18 protein-coding genes and 4 pseudogenes are annotated in these 17460 nt (G+C 34.7%); 18 read left to right on the forward strand and 4 right to left on the reverse strand.

All coding sequences use genetic code 11. From position 1 onward, the window contains the following. Positions 1–38: 38 nt before the first annotated feature. The 5 genes and pseudogenes from QUG14_RS22975 to QUG14_RS22995 all read left to right on the forward strand — a co-directional run bounded on the left by QUG14_RS22975 (position 39) and on the right by QUG14_RS22995 (position 3676). Positions 39–1369, forward strand: a pseudogene (locus QUG14_RS22975) (CoA-disulfide reductase). A gap of 249 nt (positions 1370–1618) precedes the next feature. Beyond that, positions 1619–1801: a hypothetical protein gene (locus tag QUG14_RS22980; protein WP_289342770.1), complete on the forward strand. Its 183-nt coding sequence runs from the start codon at positions 1619–1621 to the stop codon at positions 1799–1801. 71 nt (positions 1802–1872) lie between these two features. Next, positions 1873–2106, forward strand: coding sequence for a YczI family protein (locus QUG14_RS22985; RefSeq protein WP_289342771.1), 234 nt, complete (start codon positions 1873–1875; stop codon positions 2104–2106). A 150-nt stretch (positions 2107–2256) separates the two neighbouring features. Continuing rightward, a complete protein-coding gene (locus QUG14_RS22990) occupies positions 2257–3174 on the forward strand; it encodes a Nif3-like dinuclear metal center hexameric protein (RefSeq protein WP_289342772.1) in 918 nt (305 codons plus the stop codon). 319 nt (positions 3175–3493) lie between these two features. Then, on the forward strand, positions 3494–3676 hold the full coding sequence (locus QUG14_RS22995) for a hypothetical protein (protein ID WP_289342773.1): 183 nt from the start codon (positions 3494–3496) through the stop codon (positions 3674–3676). 252 nt (positions 3677–3928) lie between these two features. On the opposite strand, the pseudogene QUG14_RS23000 reads toward QUG14_RS22995, so the two are convergent. From QUG14_RS23000 to QUG14_RS23010, 3 genes and pseudogenes are all read right to left on the reverse strand, one after another. Further along, positions 3929–4764: pseudogene (locus tag QUG14_RS23000) on the reverse strand (tyrosine-type recombinase/integrase). Positions 4765–5453: 689 nt separating this feature from the next. After that, positions 5454–6458, reverse strand: a complete 1005-nt coding sequence (locus QUG14_RS23005; RefSeq protein WP_289344216.1) for a DUF3231 family protein — start codon at positions 6456–6458, stop codon at positions 5454–5456. Positions 6459–6695: 237 nt separating this feature from the next. After that, the gene (locus QUG14_RS23010; RefSeq protein ID WP_289342774.1) at positions 6696–7022 is read right to left on the reverse strand and encodes a hypothetical protein; all 327 of its coding nucleotides are present in this window, start codon (positions 7020–7022) and stop codon (positions 6696–6698) included. A 271-nt stretch (positions 7023–7293) separates the two neighbouring features. On the opposite strand from QUG14_RS23010, the gene QUG14_RS23015 reads away from it, so the two are divergent. The 11 genes and pseudogenes from QUG14_RS23015 to QUG14_RS23065 all read left to right on the forward strand — a co-directional run bounded on the left by QUG14_RS23015 (position 7294) and on the right by QUG14_RS23065 (position 14938). Further along, entirely contained in the window at positions 7294–7788 is a 495-nt protein-coding gene (locus tag QUG14_RS23015; protein ID WP_289342775.1) for a CBO0543 family protein, read from the forward strand. 4 nt (positions 7789–7792) lie between these two features. Next, positions 7793–8280, forward strand: a pseudogene (locus QUG14_RS23020) (hypothetical protein). Between the two features lie 365 nt (positions 8281–8645). Continuing rightward, positions 8646–8771, forward strand: a complete 126-nt coding sequence (locus tag QUG14_RS23025; protein ID WP_289342776.1) for a hypothetical protein — start codon at positions 8646–8648, stop codon at positions 8769–8771. A 769-nt stretch (positions 8772–9540) separates the two neighbouring features. Further along, positions 9541–10095: a GNAT family N-acetyltransferase gene (locus tag QUG14_RS23030; RefSeq protein ID WP_289342778.1), complete on the forward strand. Its 555-nt coding sequence runs from the start codon at positions 9541–9543 to the stop codon at positions 10093–10095. 162 nt (positions 10096–10257) lie between these two features. Further along, positions 10258–10857 carry a hypothetical protein gene (locus QUG14_RS23035; protein ID WP_289342779.1) on the forward strand — a complete coding sequence of 200 codons (600 nt, stop codon included), beginning with the start codon at positions 10258–10260 and terminating at the stop codon, positions 10855–10857. Between the two features lie 134 nt (positions 10858–10991). Then, positions 10992–11444 (forward strand): contact-dependent growth inhibition system immunity protein, encoded by a 453-nt coding sequence (locus QUG14_RS23040; RefSeq protein ID WP_289342780.1) that lies wholly within the window; start codon positions 10992–10994, stop codon positions 11442–11444. Between the two features lie 286 nt (positions 11445–11730). Next, a complete protein-coding gene (locus tag QUG14_RS23045; RefSeq protein ID WP_289342781.1) occupies positions 11731–12687 on the forward strand; it encodes an AAA family ATPase in 957 nt (318 codons plus the stop codon). Positions 12688–12691: 4 nt separating this feature from the next. Continuing rightward, positions 12692–13321 (forward strand): RNA ligase family protein, encoded by a 630-nt coding sequence (locus QUG14_RS23050; RefSeq protein WP_289344217.1) that lies wholly within the window; start codon positions 12692–12694, stop codon positions 13319–13321. A 176-nt stretch (positions 13322–13497) separates the two neighbouring features. After that, a pseudogene (locus QUG14_RS23055) lies at positions 13498–14012 on the forward strand (O-acetyl-ADP-ribose deacetylase). Between the two features lie 280 nt (positions 14013–14292). Beyond that, positions 14293–14457, forward strand: coding sequence for a hypothetical protein (locus tag QUG14_RS23060; RefSeq protein WP_289342782.1), 165 nt, complete (start codon positions 14293–14295; stop codon positions 14455–14457). A 190-nt stretch (positions 14458–14647) separates the two neighbouring features. Then, a complete protein-coding gene (locus QUG14_RS23065) occupies positions 14648–14938 on the forward strand; it encodes a DUF1871 family protein (protein ID WP_289342783.1) in 291 nt (96 codons plus the stop codon). A 406-nt stretch (positions 14939–15344) separates the two neighbouring features. Here QUG14_RS23065 and QUG14_RS23070 read toward each other — a convergent pair whose 3' ends face one another. Next, entirely contained in the window at positions 15345–16118 is a 774-nt protein-coding gene (locus QUG14_RS23070; RefSeq protein WP_289342785.1) for an SDR family NAD(P)-dependent oxidoreductase, read from the reverse strand. Between the two features lie 179 nt (positions 16119–16297). Here QUG14_RS23070 and QUG14_RS23075 point away from each other — a divergent pair, with 179 nt between their 5' ends. After that, positions 16298–16900 carry a TetR/AcrR family transcriptional regulator gene (locus QUG14_RS23075; protein WP_289342787.1) on the forward strand — a complete coding sequence of 201 codons (603 nt, stop codon included), beginning with the start codon at positions 16298–16300 and terminating at the stop codon, positions 16898–16900. A 348-nt stretch (positions 16901–17248) separates the two neighbouring features. After that, positions 17249–17404 (forward strand): hypothetical protein, encoded by a 156-nt coding sequence (locus QUG14_RS23080; protein ID WP_289342788.1) that lies wholly within the window; start codon positions 17249–17251, stop codon positions 17402–17404. The last annotated feature ends 56 nt before the right edge of the window (positions 17405–17460 follow it).

A 17460-nucleotide genomic window follows, 5' to 3' on the forward strand; every position in this document is an offset into this window, starting at 1 on the left:
TCAGTAATAAATGGAAAATAAAGAAAGGAGGGATGAGTATGAAAGTACTTATTATTGGTGGAGATGCAGCAGGGATGAGTGCTGCAATGCAAATTGTACGAAACAGTTCTGGACATGAAATCACTGTTTTAGAAAAGGGTGGAGTTATTCGTACGGACAATGTGGCCTACCTTATGTGATCAGTGGGAAGATTGAGTCAACAGATAAGTTAATAGCACGTACACAGTCTACTTTTAAAGAGAAATATGGCATTGATGCACGAGTATATCATGAAGTCCAAAAGGTAGACACGGAAAATAAAATGGTAAGTGGAATAAACCATAGTAATGGTGAAACGTTTAGTTTTCCGTATGACCGCCTTCTTATTGCAACCGGCGTAGGCCCGGTCATTCCAAAGTGGGAGGGTGTTAAACTTCCAGGTGTTTTCACATTAAAGGCGATTCCTGATGCGAAGACAATCATGGATTATCTTGAGAAAGATATAAAAAATGTGACAGTTATTGGTGGCGGATACATTGGACTCGAAATGGCTGAAAGTTTTGCGGAGCTCGGCAAGAAGGTAACGATCATTGAAAGAAATGAGCAATTAGCAAAAATATTTGATAAAGAAATGGCAGAACTTATCCATGAAGAAGCAGTGAAGCAAAACATTGTGTTAAAAATGGGTGAATCTGTTGAAGCATTCCGTGGTAGTGAGCATGTTGAATATGTGAAAACCGATAAAGGGAAGTATGAAACAGATTTAGTATTAGTCGCTATAGGTGTGAAGCCAAATATTTTATTTTTAGAAGGGACTGGAATCAAAACAAGTGTTAATGGTTCTATTCAAGTAAATGCGTATATGCAAACAAGTATTAAAGATATCTATGCTGCAGGAGATTGTGCAACACAATATCATCGAGTAAAAGAAATGGATGATCATGTCCCATTGGGAACACATGCCAATAAGCAAGGTCAAATCGCCGGATTAAACATCGTTAATATACATAAAACATTTAAAGGTGTTGTAGGCACTTCAATCATAAAATTTTTCGATTTAACTTTAGGGAGAACAGGAATAACAGAAACAGAGGCAAAAATGCTGAACATCCCATGTGGTTCTGTAACAATTAAATCAACAGATATCGCTGGATATTATCCTAATAATAAAAAAATGAAATTGAAACTTGTCTATCATAAAGAAACATATAAAGTTCTTGGTGGGCAAATTATTGGGGAAAATGGGATCGACAAACGAATCGATGTTCTAGCAACTGCAATATTCCATTCGATGACAACCGATGAGCTGCTTGATTTAGATCTTGCGTACGCACCTCCATATAATGGTGTATGGGATCCTATTCAGCAAGCAGCTAGAAGAGTAAAGTAGCTTTAATACTAACTACTAACTATATAATGTACTATCGGGGTAATTTTCCTTAATAACAATCTTCAGCAATCAGGCGCATTTCCTAATAAGGAATGTGTCTCTTTTTTTCAGATCTAGAGGATATTAAGTAGACCAGGAAGAATACGACTAGAATTATGTGAAATTTTATACTTAAAGTAACGATGCAGGTTAATTTAACAAGGAACTTTGGTTATATGGTAAAATTTATCAGAGGGATGGTTGGAAAATATGAAAAAGAATTATACTGTTTTATTTATATTATTGTTTATTGCATCTATTGCTGGCGGTATGACATTTAAAGTTACTTTCGACTATTCAATGATTATTGGAGTTGGATTAGCAACAATCTTTCTTTTTGCTGCTGCGTTTTCTCTTGGGAAAAAGAACAGGGAAAATAGATCAAATAACTAAATAGAATATTAAACTAATGGGTGCAATCCAAAAAAAAGGAATGTTCAAAAGAATGAAAGGGGGAATGATTTTTGTTAAAAATTCTATGCTATGTTTTATCAGTGTTAACTTTTTTATTGGCTACTTATGGGCTAATTTCGAAGGATTTTCAGTTTAACGATATTATGATATTCCTTTTAGGTCTAACAATATTGGTTATGGGGTTAGAGGAATTTCAAAAAGAAAGAAAGGCGAAAGGTTGGTTATTTGTTGTTGTTTTTTTATTTTCACTATTTGTATCAATTCAGGGGTTCTTATTGAACTAATGGGGGCGTTAATCCAAGAAGGATTAACGCCTCTTTTTGTTGAACTTTATTGAAGTAACGGGCAGGTTAATTGAAGAGAAATAGCCCAATTACTGGTTTATTAAGTGAATAATTGAAAAAATAGTAATTATTTAGAGAGGGTGGCTAATTTTGCCAGAAATTAAAGAATTAGTTAGTAAATTAGACATCGAATTTGATATAAAAGCATTTGGAAAAGATCCTTCATTTAGTCGATTTATACCTAATGCATATGACCCTTTACGATTTGATTGGAAATCTGCTTTTGAAAAGGAATTTGTTGGACTTTTTAATGGACTAATGTTAAAAGGTGCTTCAAAAGTTGAAAGAGTTTTTTTGGCTGTTTTTCCAACTGATTATGTATTGGAAAGGTTTCTAGAAGAAGGTAACGAGGGAGATTTATTGTTTATGCATCATCCCTTGTTAATGGAATGTGGTGACCCTAAAGGTAAATGGGGACAAGGATTTCTTCCCATTAAAGAAAAATACATTTGGCAAGTGAAGATGAAAAAACTATCTATATACACCTGCCACATACCTATGGATTGTCATAAAAAATTAGGCACGAATGTTGCGATTGCCAGAGCATTAAAAGCTGAAATTATTGAGAGAGCATTATTAAATGAAATAAAGAATGATTTTTTACTAGTATGTAATATTGAAAAAACAAACACTGATGAATTAGTTTCAACATTGAAAGGTATTTTTGAAGTTCCCTATGTTGATTTTGAAGGTAAAAAATTAAATGAAATTCAAAGGATAGCAATTGTTGCTGGTTGTGGAGATAAAGTTGATTGGATGAAGGAAGCAGAAAGAAATGGCGTTCAAGCATATATTACAGGGGAAGTCCATTGCCATATTGATAACGATTATGGAAAACAAAGATACAAAGAAATGATAGAGTATGCTTCAAAAACATCAATGTCGCTTATAGGTGTTTCCCACTCTGCTTCAGAATATCTTGGACATAAAACTTTGATGAAAGACTGGTTTGAAAATAACTTTGATATTAAAACGGTTTTAATTCCACAGGAAAAATGGTGGTTATAAACAATGTTGAAAAATGTTTAATCAAAGGACTGTAAACTTATTTAGGTAACGGGTGCTAGTTTTAGGGATTGGGGGCTACTTCGGCAGCCCTTTTTCTTGTTCCACTAACGGGGCAGGTTTGTTCAAGAAGAAATCACAAGAGGAATGAGCAATTACTGTAAAATAAGATTAGACGTATTAATGTTCTAATAAAGAAGTTATGCAAAAAAACGAGGTGATGTACATTAGTAGATATTGCGGAGTATCAATATTTGTTAAAATAATATATAAATTGGAATTTGTGTGAGAGAATACAAAACACTTATAAGGAGGAGAAAAAATGAGTAAAAACGATTGGGGATTGACAGAAGATGAAATGGATCGATTGGATGATGCGGTTAAAGATGGAATCATACCAAGAAGTGAAGTGATGGCTAATATTGACAACTTTAAGAATGGACTTATATCAGTGGATGAATTGATCGGTATATGGTCAAATGATGATGACGATGATGAATATTAATCCCTAAATTGTTAAGACAATAGCACAAAGTGTTTGTCTGAGTAAAAGAAGACAGAGAACTAAAGTATACACGGGCAATTAATAAAGCATAAATTCCAATTTATCCTTAGTTAATTCGTAGTTTTCTTGTATTATGATATAGTATCCTCTTTTAACTTTAAAACAAGTTTGTGAAACAATGTACTTAAACTATAGGGTGCGAGAATAAAAAAAGCAATGCTTTTTAGGGGCATTGCTATTTTGCATTTTCATTTAAAAATACTTCCTATAAAGTTCTTGCCGTAAACTCCCACTTAACTGTGCATATATCCTAGTAGTTTCACTTTTTTCATGTCCTAATAAGCTCTGTATGACTTCAAGAGGTGCACCATTATTCAACAAATGGGTGGCATAGCTGTGACGCAGCTGGTGGGGGTGAATATATTGATTCCTGCCCGACTAGAAATCCGCTTAATGATGTATCTCATTTGGGCAATACTCATTCGATGGGGATACCGTTCTGTAACAAAAATTGCTGGATCGCTATCCTGGCGTTGGTCAAGGTAGCGTTTGAGCCAAATATCGCAACGGATATTAAAATAAACTTCCCTTTCTTTATCCCCTTTTCCTCTTACAATGGCAGAACGGTTAGACCAATTAATTCTATTCTTATTTAGGGAAACAATTTCACCTATACGGCACCCAGTGGAAAACATGAATTCGAACAAAGCCTTTTCCAATGGGCAAGAGCATGCTTCACGTAAATGTTCAATTTCACATTCTGTTAGAAACTTAGGAATTCGTTTCCCTGCTTTAGGTTCCTTTATCTTTGCTGCTGGATTTTTTGGAATAAGACCTTCCTCATGTGACCAGCGAATTAATGACTTAATAAATCTAATTCGGTGAGCTAGACTTGCAGGCTTTAAGGTTTCACTCGATTTAGACAGGTAATCTTTTAATTGAACAGTGGATATGGTTTCTAATTTAACGTCCTTTAAATACCGAATAAGTAAAGTAGCTTGAAGTTTATATGCTTTTAATGTTTGTGGTGAGAACCCTTCAATTCGTTTATCCGATTCATATATTTCCCATGCCTTAGATAATAACAAAATACATCTCTCCCTAAATTTCTCTTTTTAAAGGGATTATTGACAGGGTTTTCGAAATCGAAACGGAGAGCTTATTCAACTATCGGGGCAGGTTAGTGAACAAGAAAAGATGAAAATCCTTCTCTCTTTAATATCGCATTTGAGGAATATGGTGCAGTTTTGAGTAATGCCTCTGACGGGATTCGAACCCGCACTCCTTTCGTAAGCATAGGCTAAGGGCAACACGCTTCCCTACGGAATTTCACCAACAGGAATTTCACCTGCTTCAGCTAATTTGCTTTTCGGTGCTTCTGAAACCTTTGCCTTGCGACCCGGTGGCTACAATTGTTTTCCGGCGCTCTTCCCTTCTAGAGCTACAGAGGCGTTTAAGAAATTATATGCCGAAGGATTGCAAAGAATCAACGATTATTTAAGTTCAAGTAAATAGTTCTTGGTTAAAAATCCAGCAGCTCTAGTGCTGCTTTTTTCTTATTGAACTAACGGAGCAGGTTACTTTAACAAGAAATATATCAAATTTTAAAAATAAAAATCGCCCCTTTTCTGTACAATGTGAAGGAAGAGGCGAATAACTTATAAAGGATTTTTATAACTTATCAAAGGGAAGTCCTATAAACAATTTTACTTTTCATGAAGACGAAAAATATCTTACTTTTGTTCCATTTTAGTTATCTGTTTTTTCTATAAAACGTTTATTTGGTTAGTTGATTTCGATCCTCAATCTGTGGGGGTTCTTCCATCCAGCCATTTTTGATCATAATCTTACCTCCATCTTGAGCAAAAGTAAAAATATCCTTTGCAAGCAGAGCCATTTTTGCAGGTAGGTCATTTCGTAAACTAAATGCACCTCCTAATGCATTACTTCCGAGACCAAATGAAGTTAACAAACTGGTGTTGTACATCATTAATTTATCAGAAAATGGTGGGAGTTTTGAAGCAGTTGCTTTACCAGCATGAGAAGCGGGTGGTTCAATATAACTTTGGCGTAAAAATTCACCTAAATCGATTTCAATCTTCTTTGACAATTTCATCCCTTTTACAAGATAGTTTTGCACTTCCTTATTTGAAGCAACTTGGGCAAATCCAATCATTAATTGCATTCCTACAAGGTTTGTTTCAATGGCATGATGGATAAGAGAAACTTCTATTGTATTTAGGGATCTGGTTTCACTAAACAAATTAAAACTACTTCTATAATTTTTGTTCTCTACAAAATGAACTTCTTTAGGCATTGATACAAAAGCTGGACGTACCAATACCCCTTTTTCTAAAAGGAATTGAGTTGCTTGGCAGTTAATCTCTTGGGCTTCTGCTGTCAATTTGATAAAAAAATCATTAATATCTTTCCGATAGGACATACCACAAAAAAGTGAATAAAGGCTCATTTCCACTTTAGTCATCATATGCAAATACATAATATCAAACAGATAATCAAACAACTTTGGAACTCCTTTTTGTACATCACTTTCTGTAAAACCAATAGGAATAACCGCCTCTTCTTGTTGGAAAATACCTTTAATGATTTCTATGGCTTTAGAAGCATTATTATAATGAGTTAGCAAAAGTTGTTTCTCTGTATTATTGGCGTGTTCTATAAAATGCTCTAACATTCTGATAATCATGGTTTTTTCTTGAAAAGTCATCCATAAATTTGCCAATTCTGATGATGTGATTGGAACATCCCTTGAAGTCATGATGCTAACTCCTCCTCTTTTTATTCACTTATTTTAACCTAAAGTAATGATTTTAATAAAAATTATTATTGCTTAGGATTAATAGCAAATGGGGGTAATAAAGTGTATTTGTGAAGAAATGTACTTAAAGTAACGGGTCCTAGAGTTGAAGGGATGCAACGTTTCGGAGGTTCTAATGTATCAGGAGAAACTAAATAAATATTAAAAGCCCTTCTCTATAACGAGAGGGGCTGTTTCTTTCTACTGAGCAATTTTACCTTTTGATATTTGCAAATATTGCCCATTGGTAACATTCGTCGTATATCGACCATTAAAATTCTCATTATCTACTATATCGCTTTTTCCAACAGGTCCTGCCATTACTGCGACATATCCTTGTCCATAGCTTTCAATAACATATTGTCCTGGAGGAATGTCTACCCCAACTTTATACCATGCAGAATCCTTATAATCTTGAACATTATTTACTATTTCATAAATTTGTTTTGCGCCACTTACGCCTAATGTTCCAAAGGCAGCTGTATTTATTAATACTCCTTGTGTCTCTATGTTACCTGCATCATTCACGTATACATATCCAAAACTATCAAAGTTTTCATTATCAATAATATTTCCTGCAGGATCTAAACACCAAGCAAAACGAACTGTTACAGTTGCGGAATGGGTAAAGAAAGGGAATCTATAAAAGGCGAAAAAGCTAATACAATAATCGATTTAGCTTTTTGTTTTAAATAATACCGAAACATTATAAATTTCTCAATATTTTTAAAGGATAATACTTATTTGAATTGGTAAATGTAATAATGGTACTAATTAATCCTTTTGGACGGTGTTCTTTATGGAGAAAAAATTGTTAAATCTACTTACAGCTTTATGTATAGTTTCATTGCCATTTTTATTTAAAGGCTCAAAAATGAGAGAAAATCTGGTTATTTTTTTCTCAAAAGGAGTTATTGCGACTCTTATTGATGCGTATGTTGTTGGAACTAAAAGAGTTGCATATCCAGTTCGTCCTTTTCCAAAAATTTTCAAAACGAATATTATTTATGACATATTGTTTTTCCCGATTTTAAGTGTTGTTTGGGTTAAGATTTCATACAACGACAAATTTTGGAAAATATTACTAAAAAGTTTAATTTTTAGTGTTCCCATGAGTTTGGGTCAATGGTTTATGGAAAGCAAAACAGGATTATTTAAATGGAAAAAATGGTCACCTTTCCATACTTTTGCCAGTGTTAATTTTACTTTGTTTACTATTAGAGGGTTGGTTGGTTTATTAAAAATATTAGATAAATTAAAAGGTAAGCAAGATATAACCCAATCTCAAGGTTAATACTATGAAGAAAACGTATAAGTTAGAAGCAATTCTTTGGAGTGTTGCTTTTCCAGGCTTTGGTCAACTGTTAAATGGACACCTTATTAAAGGAATTCTATTTATTATTTTAGAATTCACTATTAATGTTAACAGTTTGTTTAACCAGGCTATCATGTTTAGTTTTCTTGGGAAAATAAAAGAAGCCGCAGTAGTGGTGGATCACCAATAGCTTATGTTTTATCCATGTGTTTATATGTTTGCTATGTACGACACATATAAATATGCGGAAGGGGAAAATCCTCGGTTATCATTTGTACCATTTGCTTTTGGAGCCTATTTTATAACAGTAGGTCTATAATGTATTCACCTAATAATATTTTTGGTAAATCATTTGGTCCTATCTGGCTTCCAATGTTGTCTTTGATTCCAGGGTTAGGTATCGGATTTATCATTCGTTACATAATAATAAAAATTGGTTCTAAAATTAATAATGTTGAGAGAACTTCATAATTTAGAAAAGGACAATGGCAAATAAAAATAAATTGTTGCTGCAACCTTTTACATTATGAAAAAAATGATTGTGAAGAAATATACTTAAACTAAAGGGTGCATTCCTTCAATAAGGGATGCTAATTGCAGCTAAAACAATGGTGTTGCTACATTAACTTACATTGATTGAAAATAAATAATGAAAGCCAAGCACCGTCCTTTCTCTACATTTTGTAATAGGGAAAGGGTGGTGTTTTATTATGGAAATTACAGCAAACGGATCTTGATAGAAAAAATTGTAATGTTTTATCTTCTTTTGTAGAAAACAACCAACTAGCACATTAATCATGCTAAAGTGAACAAAACATATCTGAGGAGGAAGAGTAATGCAGTATATTGATAGTTTCGGTTGGAGCTTAAATATAATTCTAATGATTTGTTTTGTTATAGCATTATTGGCACTAATGAGAAAACCGAGAGAATACCGAAAAAACACAAAGAAGAAAATGTGAAGTAATGTACTTAAACAAACGGGTGCAAGAGTTGAAGATCCGCCTACCAATTTGGTGGCTTTTTCTTATTGAACTAACGAAGCAGGTTTGTTAAAGAAGGAATATAAACTATTAATGTCGCATTTGACAAATATAGCGTCCTAACAGGAAGGTGAGAAAATGGACTACAAAGCGGGTGATGAACTTAATATGTGAAGGGCAAAAGATTGTATTACAGGATAATGAGGGTTGGCAAATGGGATTTGATTTTAGTAAACACAACAATGAGGTTGAACGAATTAGTTATTGAACAATACGAGAATTAAAACTTGGGGCTTTTAGAATTGTAAAAAAAAATAAAGGCACTTTTGATGCCTTCAAAATTCATAACTGGTTGGCGATTAATATATGACACTCTATTGTATGGGAAATAGCAAGTAAATTCTTGGGTATTAGCCTTGTAGCTAAAATATAGGAGCAAGGCATTGATGAAATCTCAATGTATGTGGAGGGCTAACCTTGCTCTTAGTTAATATTTTATTCCATATATTGTAAAAAATATTCAATTCGTGCTAATCTAGACCTTTTGGCTAATGCGTATTACGATCATAATGTGAACTTACTGCTTGTTAAACTCTATCGTGGGCAATGCTTCAATAACGAAGGATCGCACTTACTTTATTCAAGTAACGAAGCAGGATAGTTGAAGAAGTCTGTTTGGATTCTATGGTAAAATTGATATATGAACTAGACAGATTCTTAGGAGGAAACAAAGTTTTTATGATTAATATTGTCGGGCATTGTCGGGCAAAAAATTGTTTTAAAAGAGGCTACTCAACAAGAACTTGATAAATTATATTATTGGAAATATGAAGAAAAGGAACAAGCGGCGAAGAAATGGAATGGACCCTATATACTTGAACCTAGAATTACAAAGGAAGAATTTCTAAAAAGTTGGGCGAACGACTATGAAATTACGGTCAACACTCCTAAAACACTAATTATCTTAGTAGGAGATAAAGTAATTGGGACAGTAAGTTCTTATTGGGTAGATAAAAACACTAATTGGTTAGAAACTGGTATCGTTATTTATGATAAAAAATACTGGAACGGTGGATACGGTACGGAGGCTTATAAACTTTGGATAGATTTTTTATTTAAAACCACTGGATTACATCGTTTAGGTATGTCAACTTGGTCAGGAAATGTAAGAATGATAAAAGTGGCAGAAAAGTTAGGAATGAAAGAGGAAGCCAGAATAAGACAAGCAAGAATGGTAGATGGTAAATATTTTGATGCCATTAAAATGGGTGTTTTAAAAAGAGAATGGGAACAGTCTTCTTAAAGTAATGGGTGCAATAGTGGAAGAACGAGGATTGCTGCGGCGATCCTTTTTTGTTTTTGAGCTAACGTGGCAGGCAAGTTCAAGAAGGTTTTCACCAATTATTCATTGAATATATATAATTAAATTAGACTTATAAGTTGGAATCTGGTGGTGAATGAATTTATGTTATCTAATTTTTCAAAGGCCATACACGAAGGCAAATTTGCAAGCAATGTATATCTAAGTCTAGATGGGATACAAATTAATCAGGATGAACTAATACTAACTATTCAAGTAACATATGAAAATGATGATGAAAAATTACAAGTATGGAAAGTTATCTGCACTGAATTTAGAGACCATAAATTAAGTGTAAATTACTTTGAGGAATTTGAAGTATTAGATAATCACGTTTTTCTATGGGAGCACAACAATGACTCAGCGACTTTGTATTTTAAGGGGCATTGTAAAGATATTAACCAAATTATAGGAGAATTGTATTTAACCCATTCAAACATTGTGAACAAACAATTACCTCTTGAAACTTATATAAATATCATTTATCCCTATGTATATATAGAGCATTTATTAAAAGGAGGAGAAGGGTTATTTAGTAGTGGACCAGCTAATTTAATTAAGGCGTATGAAAAGGTACTGTCAGGTAATGGTTATAAAACAACCATTTTTGAATCTACTTCCCAAAAAAGTACCCTATATAAAATATTTATTTTTGGAGATTCTTATGTTGTTGCTAAAGATTTTCAGGATATTCGAATTTTATAAACTTCTTTCTTCAACACAAATAAGCGTTAATCCAAGAAGGATTAACGCTTATTTGTGTTGAACTAATGTACTGCTAGGATGGATTTCTGTTCAATAAGAGATGTTAAAACACCATAAAAAAGGTGGTTATAAAGGTGAATTTTGATATAAATAAATCATTAGAAGAATTAGAAGATACAAAATGGAAAGAGTCGGATTTTCAATCTAATTTAATACTTAAGTGTCAGGAATTAAGGAAAAAGAAATTAAAAGATTTTACGATTGAAGATTTAAGAATAATGATTGGACAAAAAATCGGTTTAAAATATCTGGTTCCATTAGCACTTGAAACACTTGTAACAAATCCTTTTGTCGAAGGGGATTTATTTATGGGAGACTTACTTGAACAAGTCTTAAAAGTCGATAAGGGCTTCTGGAATGAGAACGAAGATTTATTATTTGAACTAAATGAAATAATTTCTTTAGTAAAATCAACAATAAAACAATTACACCCCTTATCAAAGACTACGAATTACCTTCGTGAAGTCGTTTTGCTTATTCAGCTAACGGGTGCTTTAATTGAAGATGGGGTTCCCATGGGTTTGTAACCTAATGATCGCTACGGCGGTCTTTTTTAAATTTTGAACTAACTGGAGTTTAGTTTCTGTGCTACTACTGGTTGCTTGCTTTTAAATGCTAATAATGTGAACAGTAGCTGCGTAAGTTCATGCCGAAACATCAAGAATTGGATCGTTGATTCAAGTTATAAAAAAAAGGATAAAAATCAGGATTTTGGCAAATTCCCCGTTCCTTACCATATATTATGCTTACGTACTATTTTATTTCAGCGTTAATTGGTTGAATTCCAGCAAAGCAGAAAGGGAGGTGGAAATCATGCAAAAAGTGATCTATACCGTCGGAATTCCGGGAAGCGGAAAAAGCCATTTAGCACAAAAACTTGCCAAAAAAGAAAACCTCGTGATTTTATCTACCGATGGCATCCGGCAGCAACTATTCGGCGACGCAGGAGTCCAAAAATCGCGAATCGTCTACCGGGTGCTTTTCGAGCGGTTGAATGAACTTGTCGCTGCAGGCAAATCCGTCGTGGTCGATTCGACCAACATCGAGCGGGAGAGGAGGATGTTCAACCTATCGAAATTAAAAAACGTTAGAAAAGAATGCTACTATTTGGACACGCCGTTTGAAATTTGCCTCAAACGAAACGTGGAACGAAAGCGGAATGTGGAGTACCGCATCATGGAAAAATACCGGAAAAATCTAGAATTCCCCATGCTTGGCGAAGGATTTGACGACATCCAGATCATCCATACGCCGAGTTCATACGATATCGCAAAGGAAGACTTCATTGACTTGGTTGAAAATAAGCTATCCTACGAAGAATTATTCGAAAGGCTCAAACACATGCCGCCTTTTAGCGGCATGTACCGGTTCAACCAGGAAAATCCCCACCATCAGTTCTTATTGTGCGAGCATACGTATCTGGTTTACGAATACATCAGCGAAACATATGAAGGGCAAGACAAGTTGGCGCTGGTGATGGCTGCCCTTTTTCATGACGCTGGAAAGCCTGTTTGCAAAGTGTATAAACCGATGAGAGGGAGTTATAGCTATTATGCGCATGAAAATGTGAGCGCTCAGCTTGCCTGCCATTTCCTCACAGAACTTGGGTTTAAGAAAGAATTCGTCCTAAAGGTCGTAAACCTTGTTCAGCTTCATATGCTGATTTCATTCGGCGGAGACCGAGGAGCGAGTGAAATATATCACCTGATAGGCGAAGAGGAACTGACAAAATTGTATTTTTTCCGGGAGGCGGATGGGTTTGGGAAATAAATACATGAAATATCCGAAAAGCTTTCATCTCCCTTGGAGCGAAGGGTATACAAAGGATGACAAAAGACTGAAGAACGTAGACCACTTCATGGGGAAGGAAATAATCGTGACAGAGAAGCTCGACGGAGAGAATTTCTCCATGTATCATGACCATATTCATGCGAGAAGCATCGATTCGGCTAATCATGAATCGCGGAACTGGGTGAAGATGTTCCATTCGACCTTTGACTATCGGATTCCTGTGAATTGGCGGTTTTGCGGCGAGAATATCTACGCCACGCACAGCATCCATTACCAGGAACTTTCGAGTTACTTTTATCTATTCAATATCTGGAATGAGGAAAATTTCTGCCTCAGCTGGGATGAAACGGTCAGTTGGGCAAGGGACCTCGGAATTGAAACGGTGCCGGTGTTGTACAGGGGCGTATTCGATGAAAAGAAAGTGAAAGAAACCTACACCAAACGCTCCGCATTCGGCGGCGAACAAGAGGGGTATGTCGTGAGGCTTGCCGAATCCTTTCACTATGACGACTTCAAATTTGCTGTAGGCAAATTTGTGAGGAAGGGTCATGTGCAAACAAATAAGCATTGGCTGAATCAAAAAGTCATACCCAATCAATTAAAAAAGAGGTAGGACAAATCCTCGACAAAATAGTGAGCTTTTTGAACAAACGGGTGACTTTCCTTTAAGAACAAGCTGCGAACCATACTGGTGGCTATTTACTTAAGAAGCAGGCTTGTTTATTATGACACCTTCCGATACCTTGATAATACTGCATTCACAAATCAGTAAAAACGAGGAGTGATCACATGGGTATTAAGCTAATTAAAGGTGATATTACAAAACAAACAACAGATGCCATCGTAAATGCGGCAAATTCAAGTCTTCTTGGCGGTGGAGGAGTGGATGGTGCGATACACCGTGCTGCAGGGAAAGCATTACATGAAGAATGTGTCGCTATAAGGAACAAACAGGGTGGATGTCCAACTGGAGCTGCCGTTATCACGACAGGCGGAAATTTATCGGCAAAATTTGTCATCCATACAGTAGGTCCGGTATGGAACGGTGGAACAAACAAAGAAAGTGAATTATTGAAAAGCTGTTATTTAAATTCGCTTGGTTTAGCCGGAGCAAACGGAATCGAACAATTGCATTTCCAAATATCAGCACAGGGATTTACGGATTTCCTAAAACCCCGGCAGCAAAAATTGCCATCGATGCCGTAAAAGAATACATGGATGCTAATAAGACGGTGAAAGAAGTCGTATTCATTTGTTTTGATGAGGAAAATTATAAAATTTATAAAAAAATATTGGCAATTTAAAAGAGAAGCAAATTGCTTCACTTTTTATCAACGGAGGATAATTGATGTTTGAAAAATCTTATTCAGCTAAATCGTGCTTAAATTGAGGATGGGATTGCTTACACGATCCTTTTGTTATTGAACTAATGGTCAGCAGTTTAGTGAAATAAGCAAGGCAGGAATTAACTTTACAAGGAGGAAATAGTAAGGAGATTGAATTATGAGGAAATATGCTTTTCTTGAAGAAAAAAATGATGGTATATGTAAAGTAATGATTTATGCTTCTCCTGAAGGAACATAAGTGTTTTTATATGATACACCAGAGGATACTTCCTGTGTTGCTGATTATTGGTTCGAAAATATAGAAGAAGCCGAAGATTACTGCAAAGACTTAGGAAATAAAGATGAGAATTGGATTTTTATAGATGACCTGTTAGATGGTTGCCCAGACGATATAATTCAGTGAAAATTTGATTTTGTTAAACGTTACACTTAAACTATCGGGTGCATTAGTTGACTAATTCAGCGATCTGCCTTTGTAGGTCGTTTTTTATTTTGTTATGCAGCTAACGGGGCAGGATACTTGAAAAAGCAATCGAATTATTATGGATAATATCTAATATAATAGGAAGTAAAAATATTTGGTGGTGGGACATTTGTCTAAACGTGAACTTGAAAGTGTACTTATAAGAAAAGTCATTGAAGAATGGAATCCATTCTCTCTTGAAGATAGTATATATGGTGCAGAATCATATGAAATTTACAAATGTGTTGTTGGAGACAATTATCAAAACAATCCACAAAAGATTGCTATTGTTATTCAACGCCAGTTATCACGTTATGAAAAGTATTTGAACAAGAAAATTGATTTAGAGTATGAAAAATGTTTGGAAATAGCAATAAAAATTACTAATCTACTTGATGTTAATAAAAATGGTGATGTATAAACAAAGTGATATTTAAACAGTTTGTGAAAAATTACACTTAAACTAACGGGTGCTAGAGTTAAAGAAGGAGATCGCTGCGGCGATCTTTTTCCTTGTTGTACTAACGAGGTAGAATGTGAAGAATTGTACTTAAAGGACAAGGGCATTAAATAAAGATCTGTCTGCCAATTCTGGCAGCTTTTTTTATTGAACTAAAGGGATGGGTTAGTCGAAAAGAAAAAAAATGTTAAAACTGAGTTACATTTTGTACCTCATATTCTTTACACATAAAAATAGTGGCTGAAGGGGTATTTCATCTGAATTCCTAAGAAAAGCAAAACGCATGAATGCTGCTATATCAACATTCATGCATTCTCATTATGAGGAACTTTACCTCGGAGGGTCCAAATAGGACTTCCGTGATCAATTACACGTTATATAAAGCACCATCGATAGTGAATGAAGATGAGCTTACGTAAGAAGCTTCGTCAGAAAGTAAAAACGCAATTACGTTAGCTACTTCTTCAGGTTCACCGTAGCGTTTCATTGGTACTGCATCGTTATAAGCTGCTTGTGCTGCTTCTGCTGCACCTGGCGCAACATTTGCTTCAATTTTACGCATCATTTGTGTATTAATTACACCTGGGTTTACTGTATTTACACGAACGTTAAATGCAGCTGCTTCTAATGCTGCAACTTTATTAATACCCATTACAGCGTGTTTAGAAGAGTTGTATAATACCATGCTTGGTGAACCAATTAACCCAGCTACTGATGCAGTATTGACGATTGAACCAGATTTTTGTCCTTTCATAATCGGTAATACATATTTAAGACCGAAAAGTACGCCTTTTACATTAATACCGTAAACGAAATCAAAATCTTTTTCTGTAACTTCTTCAAGTGGTTTAGCTGGACCTTCAACGCCTGCGTTGTTTACAAAGCCATCAATGCGACCAAATTTAGAAATTGTTTGCTCCACATAATTTTTAACATTTTCTTCATTAGAAACATCCGCTTTTACCACTAAGCTATTTTCTTCTGTTAAACCAAGCTCAGCTTGAACGGCTTTGATAGCGTCTTCATTTAAATCAACTAATACAACTTTCGCTTGTTCGTTAGCTAATTTTCGTACGACTTCTTTCCCGATACCGCCTGCTGCACCTGTAACAATGACTGTTTTACCTTCAAATCTTGCCATGTTGACCTTCCCCCTTATGTTGAATATGAATGAGAATATATCCTTATTTCAAGATATATTGAACAATTTAAGCATAAAACATGAGTGAAAGGGCTTCAATATGCAATAATAATAAAAATGTATGATAATCAACATATGTATCGATTTTGTATGTTAAAAGTGTAAGAAGGTGCTTTGGAATGTCTATTCAACACCCAGACAAACGTGTAAAAAGAACAAAAGAGAAGTTTAGAGAAGTTGTATTATCGTTAATGGAGGAAAAAAGCTTTCATGACATTACAATAACGGAGATTGTAAAGGCTGCGGATTTCAATCGAGGTACTTTTTATGCACATTATGAAAAAAAGGAAGAATTACTAGATGAAATCATTGAAGAGATGTTTGAAAAAATGACGGAAGCCTTTCGGAAACCATATCTCTATTTATCAGTCGTAGATTTCAATGAATTACCTTCAAATTCAATTATCTTATTCGATCATTTCTTAGAAAACAAAAGATTCTATAAGCTTATGTTACGTCCAACAACAAACTATAATTTTCATGAGAAAATGACAAAAAGATTGGACAAGTTATTCAGAGAAGAATTTGGTTTCCTGACTACTGAAATAGACCCTGCTATTGATATCCAACTTTTTAGCACCTATCGAATACATGGTATTATAGGATTGATTCTAGAATGGATTGAAAATGATTTTCCACAATCCTCTTCGTATATGGGAGATCAACTCATTCATATATTGAAATTTTATACACCGAAAATATATATCAAAAAGAAAAAATAACTTTTTGTTAAACTAATGTGTTGCTATAGTTGAAGAAGGCAATGTGCCGCCACCGATTTTAGCGTTATTTTACACTGTTTAGGCACCAAAAGAATGAGGCTGAAGTGGCAGCAGTTCCTACAAAAACTACAGCGGAAGAAAGAAACCTGTTCCATTTAGAACAGAGGCGTTCGCTTCCTTCTTAGAATAAGCCGAAAACATTCGACGAACACGGTCGAAGGGAGAATCCGCTTTTTCTGTCTATATCTTCGAATTTGATTTTCCACTTTATCATCATTTCTTCGAGGGATGCCACAAGAACCTTTTTTTGCTAAAATGAACTTATTTTCCTATGAAAAGAGTAGTTGTATGAAAGATATTAAAGATTTACTATTTAACGCACTTTATCCGGAGGATAAACTTAACCCAAATTTCCGAAATATTACAAATGAGGAATTGCCTTTTGCACGGGATTTAATAAAGAATTGGGCAGAGAGATTCGTGGATCGTGATTACGGCATGTAGATATAAGAGTGTCTTAATTATAAGTTAAGGTCTATTAATGTTATTTCTACTAGTAA

This window comes from Neobacillus sp. CF12, assembly GCF_030348765.1.
Classification (GTDB): Bacteria; Bacillota; Bacilli; order Bacillales; family Cytobacillaceae; genus Neobacillus.

What these genes read in the sequence shown, in the direction of transcription:
- QUG14_RS23070 (WP_289342785.1), bottom strand. Translation starts at nt 16,118, where the DNA reads ATGGCAAGATTTGAAGGTAAAACAGTCATTGTTACAGGTGCAGCAGGC.
- QUG14_RS23025 (WP_289342776.1), top strand. Translation starts at nt 8,646, where the DNA reads ATGCAGTATATTGATAGTTTCGGTTGGAGCTTAAATATAATTCTAATG.
- QUG14_RS23050 (WP_289344217.1), top strand. Translation starts at nt 12,692, where the DNA reads ATGAAATATCCGAAAAGCTTTCATCTCCCTTGGAGCGAAGGGTATACA.
- QUG14_RS23080 (WP_289342788.1), top strand. Translation starts at nt 17,249, where the DNA reads ATGAAAGATATTAAAGATTTACTATTTAACGCACTTTATCCGGAGGAT.
- QUG14_RS23035 (WP_289342779.1), top strand. Translation starts at nt 10,258, where the DNA reads ATGTTATCTAATTTTTCAAAGGCCATACACGAAGGCAAATTTGCAAGC.
- QUG14_RS23045 (WP_289342781.1), top strand. Translation starts at nt 11,731, where the DNA reads ATGCAAAAAGTGATCTATACCGTCGGAATTCCGGGAAGCGGAAAAAGC.
- QUG14_RS23075 (WP_289342787.1), top strand. Translation starts at nt 16,298, where the DNA reads ATGTCTATTCAACACCCAGACAAACGTGTAAAAAGAACAAAAGAGAAG.
- QUG14_RS23015 (WP_289342775.1), top strand. Translation starts at nt 7,294, where the DNA reads ATGGAGAAAAAATTGTTAAATCTACTTACAGCTTTATGTATAGTTTCA.
- QUG14_RS22980 (WP_289342770.1), top strand. Translation starts at nt 1,619, where the DNA reads ATGAAAAAGAATTATACTGTTTTATTTATATTATTGTTTATTGCATCT.
- QUG14_RS22995 (WP_289342773.1), top strand. Translation starts at nt 3,494, where the DNA reads ATGAGTAAAAACGATTGGGGATTGACAGAAGATGAAATGGATCGATTG.